The sequence below is a fragment of the Klebsiella sp. Q11 genome (assembly GCF_964241505.1).
GTDB classification, from domain to species: domain Bacteria; phylum Pseudomonadota; class Gammaproteobacteria; order Enterobacterales; family Enterobacteriaceae; genus Klebsiella; species Klebsiella michiganensis.
This window is the reverse complement of the sequence record NZ_CAXSXW010000003.1, coordinates 387,940-403,392: the sequence shown is the minus strand read 5'-3', so window position 1 is coordinate 403,392 and position 15,453 is coordinate 387,940. Positions and strand designations below refer to the sequence as shown.

The window sequence follows — 15,453 nt, the reverse complement described above, 5'->3', positions numbered from 1 at the left end:
AAATGCAGACCGTTTTAGCAAAAATCGTGGCCGACAAAGCGATTTGGGTAGAAGCCCGCAAACAACAACAACCGTTAGCCAGTTTTCAAAATGAAGTGGTACCGACGCAGCGCAATTTTTATGATGCCCTCGCCGGAACCCGCACCGCGTTTATTCTCGAGTGCAAAAAGGCCTCGCCATCAAAAGGCCTGATTCGCGAAGATTTTGACCCGGCGGCCATCGCTGGCGTCTACAAGCACTACGCCTCGGCTATCTCGGTGCTGTGCGATGAGAAATATTTCCAGGGCAGCTTCGATTTCCTGCCGATGGTCAGTAAGGTCGCGCCGCAGCCGATTCTCTGTAAGGACTTCACCATCGATCCTTATCAGATTTACCTGGCGCGCTACTACCAGGCCGACGCCTGTCTGCTGATGCTTTCAGTGCTGGATGATGAGCAGTATCGCCAGCTCTCCGCCGTCGCGCACAGCCTGAACATGGGCGTGCTGACCGAAGTGAGTAATGAAGAGGAGCTGGAGCGCGCGATTGCGCTGAAGGCGAAAGTGGTCGGCATCAACAACCGCGATCTGCGCGATATGTCGATTGATCTCAACCGTACCCGTACCCTGGCGCCTAAGCTCGGTCACGATGTCACGGTGATCAGCGAGTCCGGCATCCATACTTACGCGGAAGTGCGCGAACTGAGCCACTTCGCCAACGGCTTCCTGATTGGCTCGGCGCTGATGGAGCACGCCGATCTCAACGCCGCCGTGAAGCGCGTGCTGCTCGGCGAGAATAAGGTCTGCGGCCTGACCCGCCCCCAGGATGCCCAGGTGGCGTATGAATCCGGCGCGGTCTACGGCGGCCTGATTTTTGTCCCGACGTCGCCGCGCGCGGTGAACGAGGCGCAGGCGCAAGCGGTGATCGCCAGCGCGCCTCTGAGCTATGTCGGCGTATTCCGCAATACCCCGGTGGCGGAAGTGATCGCCCGGGCGGAAAACCTCGACTTAGCCGCCGTACAGCTGCACGGCAGCGAAGACCAGACCTATATTGATACCCTGCGCGCCGAACTTCCGCCGAAGGTGCAAATCTGGAAAGCCCTCAGCGTAGGTGAAACGCTACCGCCGCGCGATCTGCGCCATGTCGATAAATACGTTCTCGACAACGGTCAGGGCGGCACCGGCCAGCGTTTCGACTGGTCCCTGCTGCAGGGCCAGGACCTGCATAACGTCATGCTGGCAGGCGGCCTCGGCGCCGATAACTGCGTAGAAGCCGCCAAAAGCGGCTGTGCCGGACTCGATTTTAATTCAGGCGTAGAGTCGCAGCCGGGTATTAAAGATGCCGACAAGCTGTCCTCTGTGTTTCAAACGCTGCGCGCATATTAAGGAGCAACAATGAGTACTTTACTGAACCCCTACTTTGGCGAATTCGGCGGAATGTACGTTCCGCAGATCCTGATGCCCGCCCTGCGCCAGCTGGAAGACGCGTTCGTCAGCGCGCAAAAAGATCCGGCATTCCAGGCCGAATTTACCGACCTGCTGAAAAACTACGCCGGTCGTCCGACGGCGCTGACCAAATGCCGCAACCTCACTGAAGGCACCCGCACGACGCTGTATCTGAAACGTGAAGACCTGCTGCACGGCGGCGCGCATAAAACTAACCAGGTGCTCGGCCAGGCTCTGCTGGCGAAACGGATGGGCAAAACGGAAATTATCGCCGAAACCGGCGCCGGCCAGCACGGCGTGGCCTCAGCCCTCGCCAGCGCCCTGCTCGGCCTGAAGTGCCGCATCTACATGGGCGCGAAGGATATCGAACGCCAGTCGCCGAACGTTTTCCGCATGCGCCTGATGGGAGCGGAAGTGATCCCGGTTCATAGCGGCTCTTCTACGCTGAAAGATGCCTGCAACGAGGCCCTGCGCGACTGGTCCGGCAGCTACGAAAAAGCCCACTATATGCTCGGCACCGCCGCGGGCCCGCACCCGTTCCCGACCATCGTGCGTGAATTCCAGCGCATGATTGGCGAAGAGACCAAAGCGCAGATCCTCGAGAAAGAAGGTCGCCTGCCGGATGCGGTTATCGCCTGCGTCGGCGGCGGATCGAACGCCATCGGCATGTTCGCCGATTTTATCGACGAAACCGCTGTTGGCCTGATTGGCGTGGAGCCGGCAGGTCACGGTATTGAGTCCGGCGAGCACGGCGCGCCGCTTAAGCACGGTCGTGTGGGCATCTATTTCGGTATGAAATCGCCGATGATGCAAACCGAAGAAGGCCAGATTGAGGAGTCCTACTCCATCTCCGCCGGGTTGGATTTCCCGTCAGTGGGCCCGCAGCATGCTTATTTAAACAGCATTGGCCGCGCCGATTACGTGTCGATTACCGATGACGAAGCGCTGGAGGCCTTTAAAGAGCTATCACGCCATGAAGGGATTATCCCGGCGCTGGAATCCTCCCACGCCCTGGCGCACGCGCTGAAAATGATGCGTGAAAACCCGGAAAAAGAGCAGCTGCTGGTGGTTAACCTCTCCGGCCGCGGCGATAAAGACATCTTCACCGTACATGATATTTTAAAAGCGCGAGGGGAAATCTGATGGAACGTTATGAGACGCTGTTTGCACAACTGAAAGATCGCCGGGAAGGCGCGTTTGTTCCCTTCGTCACCCTCGGCGATCCGAATCCGGAACAGTCGCTAAAAATTATCGATACGCTGATTGAGGCGGGTGCCGACGCGCTGGAGCTGGGTATTCCTTTCTCCGACCCGCTGGCGGATGGCCCGACCATTCAGGACGCCACCCTGCGCGCTTTTGCCGCCGGGGTGACCCCCGCGCAGTGCTTCGAAATGCTGACGGCGATTCGCCAGAAACACCCTACCATTCCTATCGGCCTGCTGATGTACGCCAACCTGGTGTTCAGCCCCGGCATCGATGAATTCTACGCCGCGTGCGAACGCGCGGGCGTCGATTCCGTGCTAGTTGCCGATGTCCCCGTGGAAGAGTCCGCGCCGTTCCGCCAGGCCGCGCTGCGCCACAATATCGCGCCGATTTTCATCTGCCCGCCCAATGCCGATGACGATCTGCTGCGCCAGATAGCCTCTTACGGCCGCGGTTATACCTACCTGCTGTCGCGGGCGGGCGTGACCGGTGCGGAAAACCGCGCCGCGCTGCCGCTGCATCATCTGATTGAAAAGCTGGCCGAGTACCACGCCGCGCCGCCGCTGCAGGGCTTTGGCATCTCGGCGCCGGAGCAGGTTACCGCCGCGATTGAGGCCGGCGCGGCCGGCGCAATTTCCGGCTCCGCCATCGTCAAAATCATCGAGCGGAACGTGAATGACCCGCAGGCCATGCTGGCGGAACTCAAGGCTTTCGCCCGAAGCCTGAAAGCCGCCACTAAAGCGGCTTAACGTGCCTGCCGTCCGGCCCCGGGCCGGGCGGTTATTTCAGCTGTAAGCTGTCGGCGTATTTACGCGTCAGGCGAAACAGCGCCATCACCTCTTCTTGCGTCCATCCGGCCAGCACCTCATTCATCAGCCGCGTTCTTGCTCCCGCGATACGATCGATCATCGCCTGCCCCGCTTCGCTGAGCGTCACCTCGCTAATCCGGCGATCTTTTGCATTGGGCTGCTTGAGTACCAGCTGCTGCGCTTCCAGCTTCTTCACCTGCCTGCTGACGGTGGTGTAATCGCGACCGAGGCTATCCGCCAGTTCAACGACCCCAACGGGTCCCCTGCGCCCTATTGCCACCAGCAGCGGGAAGAGGATCCGATCGAGCTGGACCCCAGCCGCCTGCAGTATCTGCTCGTCGCGCATCGGCTGGTTCATCACGCTGATGATATCGAGCAGCGCGCCGTGAAAGCCGCTGATGTCGTAATTATTATGTGCATCTTGCATATATTGGTTAACCGGGTATAGTGCTGTTATCAGATACGTGCATTTTACACATAACTATCCCACAGGGGGAGAAGACGATGAAAGCAGCCGTGGTTTTTGACCTGCAGCAGGGGCCGGTGTGGTCCGATTTTCGCGATCCGCAGCCCGGTGAGCATCAGGCGTTAGTCGAGGTTCGGGCAGCCGCCATCAGTCATGTAGTGAAAGGCAGGGCCTCCGGTAAGCATTATAGTTTCGATGGCCGCCTGCCTTTTGTCCCGGGTATTGACGGCACCGGTATCTTACCCGGCGGAGAGCGCGTCTATTTCGCCTTCCCCGTCGCGCCCTGGGGCAGCATGGCGCAACGGGCTCCCGTCGCCTTAAACCACTGTCTGCCGCTGCCGGATGCGCTGGACGATATCACCGCCGCGGCAATGGCTAATCCGGGGATGTCGGCCTGGGCGGCGCTGGTCAAACGCGCCGGGATGAAAGCCGGGGAAACGGTACTGATCAACGGCGCCACCGGCAGCGCCGGGCAGCTGGCGGTACAAATCGCCCGTTTTCTCGGCGCCAGAAAAGTGATCGCCTGCGGGCGAAACGTGGAGAAGCTGGCCGCCCTCGGCGCTGATGAAACCGTTAACTTAAGTCAGGATGAGGCGGACTTACGGACGCAGTTTGCCGGGCTGGCGGCGCAGCAGATTGATGTCGTCGTCGATTATCTGTGGGGACGTAGCGCCGAACTTTTGCTGCCAGCGCTGGCAAAACACAGCCCAGGAAATGCGCCGGTACGTTTTATTCAGGTCGGTTCCCTTTCCGCCGCCGATATCTCTCTCAATGGCGCGGTGCTACGCTCCTCGCCGCTGCAGCTGATGGGCAGCGGAATTGGCAGCCTTTCTGTGCCCCAGCTGCTGGCCGCCACCGGGGAGATGCTGCAGGCCGCCGTCGCCGGCGGATTGACTATTGCCACGACTCCCCGGCCGCTTCGCGAGGTCGCCACGGCGTGGCCGCAGGACGACAGCCAGAAACGCACCGTCTTTGTCGTCGATTAAAAAAATCGCTTCTGCACAAAAGTTGGGGTTGATATCTTAAATGAGAAATATTATCTTTCTCATTACTGAATAGTTGAGCAAACAGCTCAGGTATTCGGTACGACATTGCTCACATTGCTTCCAGTATTTTTGCCCGCACCTGTGCGGGCTTTTTTTATGGTTGTCGACACACTCTGCGCACCAGCTGCCTTAGCCAGCGATGTGCCGATTCATGCTCCTGGCGAGGATGCCACATTTGTGACACCGTTATCTCCGGCGTACTCACCGGGAGAGGAAAAGCGACCATCTCTTTTCCCGCCGCGCTCTGCAGGCAGGAGGCCGGGACAACGGCGATGAGCTGAGAATCCCGGGCCACGGCCAGCGCGGCGGAAAAACCAGGCACCACCGCGGCAATCCTGCGGCGCATGCCACACGCCGCCAGCGCGTCATCAACCGGCCCGCGTATCAACCCGCGACGGGAGGTAATGACGTGCCCCACGGAAACAAATTGTTCCCGCGACATGTCAGCAAAGGCGGCCAGCGGATGGTTTTTGGCCAGCGCGACGACAAAACGATCGCGAAACAGCGCCTGCAGGCGGATCTCCGGCCCCATATTTTTCAGTACGCCAATTTCCAGGTCCACCCGCCCCTCGCGTAAAAATCGGGCATCTTTCTCCGGCTTAGCGACAAACTCCAGCGTCACGCCCGGCGCTTCCCGCGCGGCGGCGTTCACCAGCGCCGGGCCAAAAGCGTCTATAAATCCCTCATTGGTACGCAAAGTAAATCGCTTCTCGAGGGTCGATAAACTCAGCGGCGCAGGCGAAGCGTTGAGCACCGCGCGCATCTCGGAGACAACGTTTTTTGCCCGCGCCTGCAGACTTTCTGCGTGCGGAGTCAGCACCATGTTTCGCCCGGCTCTGACCAGTAGCGGGTCGCCGGTGACCTGCCGTAGGCGCGTCAGCGTGCGGCTCATCGCCGAAGCGCTGAGCTTAAGCCGTTTAGCCGCCCCGGCAACGCTTTTCTCGCTCAACAGTACATCCAGCGCCGCCAGTAAATTGAAATCAGGATCGGTCATCTTTTCTCCACTCCAGGATAAGGCGTCTGATGCACTTTATTATTGCAAATGCTGCGCCTTCCGCCTGCTACAGCACCAGCCTATATTTACCCCATCATGTATTTGCTCAGGAGTTATGCCCATGGTCACTTCCCCTAAAACAGTATTGATCGCAGGCGCGTCACGCGGGCTTGGGCACGCCATGGCTGAACAGTTTCTGCTGCATGGCTGGCAGGTCATCGGCACCGTACGCGATCTCTCACAAACGACGCCGCTGCACCATCTGGCCGAGGCTTATCCTGGACGGGTGCGCATTGAGGCGCTGGATATTTGTGATAGCGACGGGATCGCGGCGCTGCGCAATGTGCTTGCCGATAGCGTGCTGGATATGCTGTTCGTCAACGCGGGCACCACCAACCGCGATCCCACACAAATCATCGGCGAGATCGCGACGGAAGAGTTTATTCACGTCATGCTGACCAACGCGCTCGCGCCGATGCGGGTCATAGAACATCTGCAGGCGCTGGTGCTGCCGCAGGGGCTGATTGGCGTTATGTCTTCAGGACAAGGCAGTTTGAGCAATAATACCGGCGGGCAGCGCGAGCTGTATCGCGGGAGCAAAGCCGCGCTGAATATGTTTATGCGCAGCTTTGCCGCCCGCCCTGCCAGCGTATCGCATCCGATGGTGGTCATGGCGCCGGGGTGGATCCGCACGGCCCTTGGCGGCGAGAGCGCCCCGCTCACCATGGCGGAAACCATACCCTCGCTGGTGAACGTGCTGCTGGAAAAACAAAATCGTCCCGGATTAGAGTATCTGGATTATCGCGGATGTCGCGTGCCGTGGTGATAAGTCTATGCGTATTAATGGCCTGCAGACGGGTTCATGGCAGTCAATTTTCGCTTTTTACGCTATTACGCCCCGATGATGGAGAGTTTCTGGACCCGTTGCGCATGGCGTGGGCTAGTCATACGTTTTTCCGGGCGTTCCTGAGCTAAAGCCAGGCAGGGGTGATATTATTCAAGCCAGAAAATACAGGCACAACGTCAACCGGGAGCGATATATGCACGAGGAAGTACCACTGAAATATTACGACATTGCGGATGAGTATTCGACGGAGTCCGCCGAGCCCGTCAGCGAGTCAGAACGTGAGCCCCTGGCGCGCTATTTTCAACTGCTGATTACGCGGCTGATGAATAACGAAGAAATCAGCGAGGAGGCGCAGGGAGAGATGGCCATACAAGCGGGCATCGATCGGCAGCGCATCGATGATATCGCGGTATTCCTGAATAAATGGGGTAATGAGTAGCGGTAGACGCGGACGTTCCGCGAAGTGCTTGCGGCAAATGACGCATCGGCAATCGCAGCAGCGGACTTCGCGTCGGGACGTGCAATAAAGCTGGTCATTGCGACCAGCTTTACCTGAGACTTTAGAACCTGTATCCCGCAGAGAACATAAACACCCACGGATCCAGACGAATACTGTCGTGCTGCTGCGCGCCCGCCAGCTTATAGTTGGCGGTGGTGTCGATATCCATGTACCACACCGACATGTTAATCAGCCAGTCGCGGTTAATCAGATAGTCCATCCCCACCTGTCCTGCCGCCCCCCAGGAGTCTTTCAGGCTCAGATCGGATATGCCGGTCTTTTTACCCGTATCGTTCACGCTCTCATCGAAGAAGGTCGTGTAGTTGATACCCGCGCCAATGTAAGGACGCAGCTTGCTGCTGGAGTCGCCAAAATACCACTGCGCCATAAGCGTCGGCGGTAAATGGTGAACGGTCGCAATATTGCCGGTTGCCGCGGTCCCGACTTTATGGCGGAACGGCGTGGCGGCCAGCAGTTCAACGCCGATGTTATCCGTTGCCATATAGGTGAACGTCAAACCCAGTTGCGTATTATTGCTGACGTTAAAGCCCCCCAGGCTGCCTAACGTGCCGCCCGCGCCTTCGGTCGGTCTGACCGTTGCCGAACCCGCGCGAATAAAAAATTCACCGGCTTCATGCGCCCAGACGCTGCTGCCGGAAAGACTGCTCAGAATAACAACCGCCGCTGCTAACTTTTTCATACCCACTTCCTCATTATGGTTATTCAGCGCCAGAATATACCTACATTGAAGTATGTTTGATCCAACATAGATCACATTAAGTGGGCAAATTTAACATTTATTGATCCAGATTAATTTTCACTTTCTCAATACAATCAGTGAGAAGCGTGTCGTATCAAATTTCTTCCTTTATGACACTCAAGGCAGCGCGTCGCTGATTTCCTCTTCTATTTACAAAGATATACTTAGCGTGCAGGAGCAGAGACTGCTACCCAGCCGCGATTTGCGGTACAATCGCCGGCTAGTTAACACCTGCAATACTCAAGGAGAATGCATGTCTATCACGGCGAAGTCCGTCTACCGTGACACCGGGAACTTTTTCCGCAATCAGTTCGTTACTATCCTGCTGATTGCGCTGCTATGCGCGTTCATTACGGTAGTACTTGGCCATGCCTTTTCACCCAGTGAAGAGCAGCTGTCAATACTGAGCCAGGGCGATAGCCTGGCGGGTAGCGGCGGGCTGTTCGAACTGGTCCAGAGCATGACGCCGGAGCAGCAGCAAATCCTGCTGCGCGCGTCTGCGGCCTCCACCTTCTCAGGGCTGGTAGGTAACGCCATTCTTGCCGGCGGCGTTCTGCTCATGATTCAGATGGTTTCCGCTGGTCAGCGAGTCAGCGCCCTGCGTGCGATCGGCGCTTCTGCGCCGGTGCTGCCAAAGCTGCTGCTGCTGATCCTGCTGACGACGTTTATCGTGCAGATGGGAATGATGCTGGTGGTGGTGCCGGGCGTCCTGCTGGCTATCGTGCTCTCTTTCGCACCGGTTATGCTGGTGCAGGATAAAATGGGGATTTTCAGCGCCATGCGTAGCAGTATGCGTATGGCCTGGGCCAACGTACGTCTGGTGGCGCCGGCCATTATCGGCTGGCTGCTGGCGAAAACGCTGCTGCTGCTGTTTGCCTCCAGCTTCGCGGTCCTGACGCCAAACGTTGGCGCGGTGGTAATAAATACCCTCAGCAATCTTATCTCCGCATTGTTGCTGATCTATTTATTTCGCTTGTATATGCTCATTCGTAACTAACCTAATCCGGGGCGGGTGCTCCCTGCCCCAACCTGAACGACGGAATCGATGTATGAAGCAGTTTCTGGATTTTTTACCGCTGGTAGTCTTCTTCGCATTCTACAAGCTTTATGATATCTACGCCGCGACGACCGCGCTGATTATCGCTACCGCCATCGTGCTGATTTACAGCTGGGTGCGCTATCGTAAAGTCGAAAAAATGGCGCTGATTACCTTTGTGCTGGTGGCCGTATTTGGCGGCTTAACCATCTTCTTCCATAACGATGAGTTTATTAAATGGAAGGTGACGGTTATCTACGTGCTGTTTGCCAGCGCGCTGCTGTTTAGCCAGTGGGTGATGAAGAAGCCGCTGATCCAGCGCATGCTGGGTAAAGAGTTGACGCTGCCGCAGCAGGTGTGGTCGCGTCTGAATCTGGCCTGGGCGGTGTTTTTCATCCTTTGCGGACTGGCGAATATCTATATCGCTTTCTGGCTGCCGCAGAATATCTGGGTCAACTTCAAGGTCTTTGGTTTAACCGCCCTGACGCTGGTATTCACCCTGCTGAGCGGCGTGTATATCTATCGCCATATGCCGCAGGACGACAACCACTAAGCTGGCTTTCCCACGGCACGCCGGACGGCGTGCCGCGTTCTTCGCTTTTCCCCTCTCCGCATAAATCGCTTCAGCTGAAACGATTCGTAATGTAAGCTATTTCTCACAGGAGATGGCATTCCTCCTTGAACCGCCATGTGGCTAATGATGCCTGCTTTTTATTCCCGGACCGGGAATGGGCAGGCATATCTGAATTGCAGGCACCGCGTCCGGGAAGGTTAATCTTCTAAGGAACTGACGATGCGTGCAAACCGCTTTTCATCACTCTCTCTGCTTTTCTTCCTCGGAAAATGGCTGCTCCTCGCCTTTATCATCGCGGTGCTGGCGGGTACGGCATCGGCGTTTTTTCTTTTCTCACTGCAGTGGGCCACGGCAACGCGTGAAGCTCACCGCTGGCTTATCGGGCTCCTGCCGTTGGCAGGTTTTGCCGTCGGCTGGATCTACCTGCGCTACGGCACCCGCGTGGAGGCCGGCAATAACCTGATTCTGGAAGAGATTCACGACCCTCAGCGCATCATTCCCTTGCGCATGGCGCCGCTGGTTTTTTTCGGCACCGTTGTTTCTCATCTGTTTGGCGCCTCCGTCGGGCGTGAAGGCACGGCGGTGCAGATGGGGGCCTCGATCGCCGACCGTTTTACTGCTCTTTTCCGCCTTAACGACGGTGCCCGGCGAATGGTACTGATGGCCGGGATCAGCGCCGGTTTCTCTTCGGTTTTCGGTACCCCGCTCGCCGGAGCGCTATTCGGGCTCGAGGTCCTGGCTATCGGACGGATGGACTACAGCGCCATTCTTCCCTGTCTGTTTGCGGCGATTATCGCCGATCGGGTCGGCATCATGTGGGGCGTGCAGCATACGCACTACTTTATTACCGGCTTTCCCACGCTGACGCTCTGGACGCTGCTGGCCATCATTATCGCCGGCTGCTGCTTTGGCCTCGCGGCGCGCATTTTCGCCGACAGCACGCATGCGGTCGGCGCCTTGATGAAAAAACGGATTCACTACGCGCCGCTGCGGCCGTTTATTGGCGGACTGGCGATTGCCGGCGCCGTCTGGCTGCTGCACGGAGAGCGCTATATTGGCCTGGGCATACCGGTGATAGTGGACGCTTTCCAGCATCCGCTGGCGCCGTGGGATTGCTTCGGCAAACTGATCTTCACCGTTGTCTCTTTAGGCAGCGGATTTAAAGGTGGCGAAGTCACCCCGCTGTTTTACGTCGGCGCGACGCTGGGCAATGCTCTGGCGCCGCTGCTGCATATGCCGCCAGGTTTTCTGGCCGGGATAGGTTTTGTCGCCGTCTTTGCTGGCGCGGCGAATACCCCCATCGCCTCGACGCTGATGGCGATTGAGCTATTTGGCGCGGAAATCGGTGTTTACGCGGCGCTGGCCTGCGTGGTGGCATGGCTGGTCTCGGGCTATACCGGTATTTATCGTTCCCAGCGCATAGCCTGCCTGAAACAAAGCTATGTCCCGACCGGCATCAGACTGGCTGAGCTCCCGGCGTGGTACCAATCGCAAACACGCCGTCAAAAAACCGACAACGAAACCCCCACCTCCTGACGAACGTGCCCGGAAACCGGAGGGTTCAGGCTCGCCGGTTTCTTCATGATATCTACCACATGCCGGAAAGTTGCGGCAATTGTGAGGATTTAATGGAGATTAGCATCGCTTTATTGAAACGATAATGATTATCATTGATATTCTCGATCTCAATTTTTCATGATTTGATATGGATATTTATAATGAGAACGCAGAAAAATCACATAGCAACGCCCCTGGCCCTGGCCATTGCAGGCTTACTCAGCCCAGGGGTCTTCGCCGAAGAGGTGGAACAGGATACGGAGACCATGGTGGTTCATGGCACCGCCGAAGAGGCGCTGAAGCAGCAGCCGGGCGTCTCGATCATCACTGCGGAAGATATTGCTAAAGATCCCCCGGTTAACGATCTCTCAGAAATCATCCGTAAAATGCCCGGCGTCAACCTGACCGGCAACATCGCCAGCGGCAGCCGCGGCAACAACCGTCAGATCGACATTCGCGGAATGGGACCGGAAAACACGCTGATTCTTATCGACGGCGTGCCCGTCACCTCCCGCAATTCAGTGCGCTATAGCTGGCGCGGCGAGCGCGATACCCGTGGCGACAGCAACTGGGTACCGCCGGAAATGGTGGAACGCATTGAAGTTCTGCGCGGCCCTGCCGCAGCGCGCTACGGCTCAGGCGCCGCGGGCGGCGTTGTCAATATCATCACCAAGCGCCCCACCAACGACTGGCACGGCTCGCTTTCGCTGTATACCAATCAGCCGGAAAATAATAAAGAAGGCGCCACCAACCGGGCTAACTTCAGCCTCAACGGACCGCTGGCGGGAGATGCCCTGACCATGCGTTTGTACGGCAACATCAACAAAACGGAGCCCGATGCCTGGGATATTAACCGCGCGCAAAATGGCTCTTACGCGGCGGGCCGCGAAGGGGTACGCAACAAAGATATTAACGCCCTGCTGTCGTGGAAAGTTACCCCGCAGCAGATCCTGGATTTTAGCTACGCCTATAGCCGCCAGGGCAATATTTATGCCGGCGATACGCAGTACAGCAACAGCAATATGAGCCCAAATGGCCTGGTGGATACGCTGTACGGTCAGGAAACCAACCGGCTATATCGGCAGACCTGGGGCCTGACCTACAACGGGATCTGGGACTGGGGCCAGTCGAAGGCGGGCGTCTACTACGAAAAAACCAACAATACCCGCCTGCAGGAGGGCACCACCGGCCGCGTTGAAGGGATGATCAACAGCGATGTCTATGACACCAGCCGCCTGGAGTCGTGGCGCTCAACCGCAGAGGTGAATCTCCCCTTCAACTGGCTCGCTGAACAGACCCTGACTCTGGGCATGGAATGGAATCGCGATGAGCTAAACGATCCGGCGTCCATGCAGGCCACCACGACGACGGAAACGCTGCCGGGGATGTCCGGCGATCCTTCGCAACGCAGCCCTAAAAACAGCGCCACCCTGACCGGTATTTATCTGGAAGACAATATCGAAGCGACGCCGGGCACCAATATTATCCCGGGTCTGCGCTTCGACTATCATAACGACTTCGGCAGCAACTGGAGCCCGAGCCTGAACCTGTCGCAGGATCTGGGCGATATGTTTAAGGTCAAAGCGGGCATCGCCCGGGTATTTAAAGCGCCGAACCTGTATCAGTCGAGCGAAGGCTATCTGCTTTCGACGCGGGGTAACGGCTGCCCGATAAGTATTGCCGATGGCAACTGCTATCTGTTGGGTAACCCGGACCTCGATCCGGAAATCAGCATCAACAAGGAGATCGGCCTTGAGTTTAACCTGAACGGTTACAACGCCGGCGTCACCTGGTTTCGCAACGACTACAAAAACAAGATCGTCTCCGGTACCGAGATACTGGGTAATACCGCGACCGGAGCGAATATCCTGCAGTGGGAGAACGGTGGGAAAGCGGTCGTCGAAGGGCTTGAAGGCACGCTGCTGGTTCCGGTCATTGTCGATACGCTCAGCTGGCGCACCAATGCCACTTATATGATTAAATCGGAAAACAAAGATACCGGAAACCCGCTGTCCGTTATTCCGAAATACACCATCAATACCCTGCTCGACTGGCAGGTGACCAGCAAGTTTTCGGCGAACGTCAACTGGACTCTGTACGGTCGGCAGAAACCGCGGGAATATGCGGAAATTCGTACTGAAAACGGCGTGCTGGCCACCAATGAAGTGGGCTCCTATTCCGTGGTTGGTATCGGCGGCAACTATCAGCTAATGAAAGACCTGCGCCTGAACGCCGGGATCAGTAACCTGTTCGATAAGCAAATTTATCGTGAAAACGAAGGGGCTTCGACCTATAACGAACCGGGTCGCGCCTATTACGCTGGCGTCACGATCTCCTTCTAACCCCTCACGCCCGCTATCGCGGGCGTATTCCCTATTCTCTCAGCGTCATTTTCATAGTAGCATCCGCCTGATCATCTTTGACTAGTACAGAGTATAGAATGACAACAACAGATCTTACACCGAAGGGCGAATTGGTATTACGCACCCTGGCGATGCCGGCGGACACCAACGCTAATGGCGATATTTTCGGCGGCTGGCTGATGTCGCAGATGGATATTGGCGGAGCGATTATGGCCAAAGAGATTGCCCACGGTCGCGTCGTGACCGTGCGCGTCGACGGCATGACTTTTTTACGCCCGGTCGCGGTCGGCGACGTGGTGTGCTGCTACGCCAGCTGCGTGAAGCGCGGCAATACGTCGATAACCATCAATATGGAAGTGTGGGTCAAGAAGGTGTCGTCTGAGCCCATCGGCCAGCGCTACAAAGCAACCGAAGCGCTGTTTATCTACGTCGCGGTAGATAATGAGGGTAAACCGCGCGCCCTTCCCGCCCAGTAATTCTGCCGGCCCGGCGCTTCCGGGCCGGTCTTTTACAGAAAGCCGAGTAAAGAGAAGAAGAAGTAGCCCAGCACAATAATAATAATCGGCAGGACGTATAGCGGAAAATATTGCACCAGGATGGTATGGCGCGGCACCACAACGCGTTCAGAGATTTGTTCGCGCGTCAGCCCTTCGGCCCCTTTCGCCTGCTCCAGAATCAGCTGATCCTCAACGCCCTCGCGCAGAAACTTCGCCTGGCGCCCCATTCGCGCTCCGGAGGCCTGTAGCGCCATGCCGACGAACACCAGAATATAGATAACCCAGAAGCCAATATTCATACCGTGCTTAAAGTCCGGCAGCGGCGAGTTGTACCAGAAGAAATTCAGGAACGGCGTATTGAAACGCATCATCTCAATCATCACATGAGCAAAGTCCATCATCACCGCGTCAATGCCCGGTTTTTTCTCACTGTGCTCGTACATAAACTTCAGCACGGAGATCAGCGTCGAGATAACCGCCGGGATAAATACTACCCACCCCAAAATACGTTTAAGTACTGCAACGCGTCCAGCTTGTTGATACGTCATGGGTTCCCCTTGTTAAGACGCCTGTCTACCCTAAGTCTACCTTCGTCGGCGAATTTCGCCCAATAATGCGCGGTATGATATACCATGAGTGCCGATTCGTTATCTACTTACGCTACAGGAGAGGGACTTATGTCAGCCAGGCGCCAGATTCACGCCGCGATTTTTGATATGGATGGTTTACTGATTGATTCTGAGCCGCTGTGGGATAAAGCGGAGCTGGAGGTGATGGCAAGCCTCGGAGTGGATATCAGCCGCCGCCATGAAATGCCCGATATCCTGGGGCTGCGCATCGATTTAGTCGTCGATCTGTGGTTTGCCCAGCAGCCGTGGAAAGGCCCGGATCGTGCCGAAGTCACCGCGCGGATCATCAACCGCGCCATCCAGCTGGTGGAAGAAGCGCGTCCGCTCCTCCCCGGTGCGCGGGAAGCGGTGGCGATGTGCAAAGCCCAGGGGGTGAAAATCGGCCTGGCGTCGGCTTCGCCGCTGCGGATGCTGGAAAAAGTCCTCACCATGTTTGAACTGCGCGATCAATTTGACGCCCTCGCCTCCGCCGAAGGGCTGCCATTCAGCAAACCGCACCCGCAGGTCTATCTGGACTGCGCCGCCAGACTCGGCGTCAGCCCGATGCACTGCGTGGCGCTGGAAGACTCGGTTAACGGCATGATTGCCAGCAAAGCGGCCCGGATGCGATCTATCGTCGTACCGGAAGCGGAAAACAGCCGCGATCCGCGCTTCGTGCTGGCGGACGTGAAGCTTGCCACCCTTGAATCCCTCACCCTGAGCGACCTGCTCGGTTAATCCTGCCGCTGATGATGAGATAGCGGCACCGTCTC

16 protein-coding genes and 1 riboswitch are annotated in these 15,453 nt (G+C 57.2%); of the genes, 12 read left to right on the top strand and 4 right to left on the bottom strand.

Translation table 11 applies throughout. The features are described 5' to 3' along the window. The first annotated feature begins 2 nt into the window (after nt 1–2). Genes trpCF through trpA form a run of 3 tightly spaced genes read left to right on the top strand, consistent with a single transcriptional unit; the run spans nt 3 to nt 3,373 of the window. Nucleotides 3–1,361 (top strand): bifunctional indole-3-glycerol-phosphate synthase TrpC/phosphoribosylanthranilate isomerase TrpF, encoded by a 1,359-nt coding sequence (gene trpCF, locus ACESQ2_RS06655; protein WP_025106981.1) that lies wholly within the window; start codon nt 3–5, stop codon nt 1,359–1,361. A 9-nt stretch (nt 1,362–1,370) separates the two neighbouring features. Then, nucleotides 1,371–2,564, top strand: coding sequence for a tryptophan synthase subunit beta (trpB, locus tag ACESQ2_RS06650; RefSeq protein WP_004850131.1), 1,194 nt, complete (start codon nt 1,371–1,373; stop codon nt 2,562–2,564). Then, nucleotides 2,564–3,373, top strand: a complete 810-nt coding sequence (trpA, locus tag ACESQ2_RS06645) for a tryptophan synthase subunit alpha (protein ID WP_032749463.1) — start codon at nt 2,564–2,566, stop codon at nt 3,371–3,373. Before trpB ends, trpA begins: the two co-directional genes overlap by 1 nt. Before the next feature lie 31 nt (nt 3,374–3,404). Here the strand turns inward: trpA and ACESQ2_RS06640 are convergent, their stop codons facing one another. Next, nucleotides 3,405–3,860, bottom strand: coding sequence for a MarR family winged helix-turn-helix transcriptional regulator (locus ACESQ2_RS06640; RefSeq protein WP_046878276.1), 456 nt, complete (start codon nt 3,858–3,860; stop codon nt 3,405–3,407). Nucleotides 3,861–3,937: 77 nt separating this feature from the next. Between ACESQ2_RS06640 and ACESQ2_RS06635 the strand changes: the two genes are divergently transcribed. After that, nucleotides 3,938–4,885 carry a zinc-binding alcohol dehydrogenase family protein gene (locus ACESQ2_RS06635; protein WP_046878277.1) on the top strand — a complete coding sequence of 316 codons (948 nt, stop codon included), beginning with the start codon at nt 3,938–3,940 and terminating at the stop codon, nt 4,883–4,885. 154 nt (nt 4,886–5,039) lie between these two features. Here the strand turns inward: ACESQ2_RS06635 and ACESQ2_RS06630 are convergent, their stop codons facing one another. Continuing rightward, nucleotides 5,040–5,939, bottom strand: coding sequence for a LysR family transcriptional regulator (locus tag ACESQ2_RS06630; RefSeq protein ID WP_014838206.1), 900 nt, complete (start codon nt 5,937–5,939; stop codon nt 5,040–5,042). Nucleotides 5,940–6,060: 121 nt separating this feature from the next. Between ACESQ2_RS06630 and ACESQ2_RS06625 the strand changes: the two genes are divergently transcribed. Next, complete coding sequence (locus ACESQ2_RS06625) at nt 6,061–6,765, top strand: SDR family NAD(P)-dependent oxidoreductase (RefSeq protein ID WP_224260285.1); 705 nt, start codon at nt 6,061–6,063, stop codon at nt 6,763–6,765. Nucleotides 6,766–6,979: 214 nt separating this feature from the next. After that, nucleotides 6,980–7,225, top strand: coding sequence for a YmjA family protein (locus tag ACESQ2_RS06620; RefSeq protein ID WP_014228996.1), 246 nt, complete (start codon nt 6,980–6,982; stop codon nt 7,223–7,225). Nucleotides 7,226–7,346: 121 nt separating this feature from the next. Here ACESQ2_RS06620 and ompW read toward each other — a convergent pair whose 3' ends face one another. Further along, the gene (gene ompW, locus ACESQ2_RS06615; RefSeq protein ID WP_004121296.1) at nt 7,347–7,985 is read right to left on the bottom strand and encodes an outer membrane protein OmpW; all 639 of its coding nucleotides are present in this window, start codon (nt 7,983–7,985) and stop codon (nt 7,347–7,349) included. 313 nt (nt 7,986–8,298) lie between these two features. On the opposite strand from ompW, the gene ACESQ2_RS06610 reads away from it, so the two are divergent. The 5 genes from ACESQ2_RS06610 to yciA all read left to right on the top strand — a co-directional run bounded on the left by ACESQ2_RS06610 (nt 8,299) and on the right by yciA (nt 14,051). Beyond that, a complete protein-coding gene (locus ACESQ2_RS06610) occupies nt 8,299–9,042 on the top strand; it encodes a YciC family protein (protein ID WP_046878279.1) in 744 nt (247 codons plus the stop codon). A 52-nt stretch (nt 9,043–9,094) separates the two neighbouring features. Beyond that, the gene (locus ACESQ2_RS06605; protein ID WP_004101360.1) at nt 9,095–9,634 is read left to right on the top strand and encodes a septation protein A; all 540 of its coding nucleotides are present in this window, start codon (nt 9,095–9,097) and stop codon (nt 9,632–9,634) included. Nucleotides 9,635–9,733: 99 nt separating this feature from the next. After that, nucleotides 9,734–9,795: riboswitch (Fluoride riboswitch) on the top strand. Nucleotides 9,796–9,874: 79 nt separating this feature from the next. Then, nucleotides 9,875–11,191, top strand: a complete 1,317-nt coding sequence (locus tag ACESQ2_RS06600; RefSeq protein ID WP_049070232.1) for a voltage-gated chloride channel family protein — start codon at nt 9,875–9,877, stop codon at nt 11,189–11,191. Between the two features lie 182 nt (nt 11,192–11,373). After that, entirely contained in the window at nt 11,374–13,554 is a 2,181-nt protein-coding gene (locus ACESQ2_RS06595; RefSeq protein WP_373170246.1) for a TonB-dependent siderophore receptor, read from the top strand. Between the two features lie 98 nt (nt 13,555–13,652). Next, on the top strand, nt 13,653–14,051 hold the full coding sequence (gene yciA, locus ACESQ2_RS06590) for an acyl-CoA thioester hydrolase YciA (RefSeq protein ID WP_004850109.1): 399 nt from the start codon (nt 13,653–13,655) through the stop codon (nt 14,049–14,051). A gap of 32 nt (nt 14,052–14,083) precedes the next feature. Here yciA and ACESQ2_RS06585 read toward each other — a convergent pair whose 3' ends face one another. Beyond that, complete coding sequence (locus tag ACESQ2_RS06585) at nt 14,084–14,620, bottom strand: YniB family protein (RefSeq protein WP_049070234.1); 537 nt, start codon at nt 14,618–14,620, stop codon at nt 14,084–14,086. 129 nt (nt 14,621–14,749) lie between these two features. Between ACESQ2_RS06585 and hxpB the strand changes: the two genes are divergently transcribed. Next, complete coding sequence (gene hxpB, locus ACESQ2_RS06580) at nt 14,750–15,418, top strand: hexitol phosphatase HxpB (RefSeq protein WP_049070235.1); 669 nt, start codon at nt 14,750–14,752, stop codon at nt 15,416–15,418. The last annotated feature ends 35 nt before the right edge of the window (nt 15,419–15,453 follow it).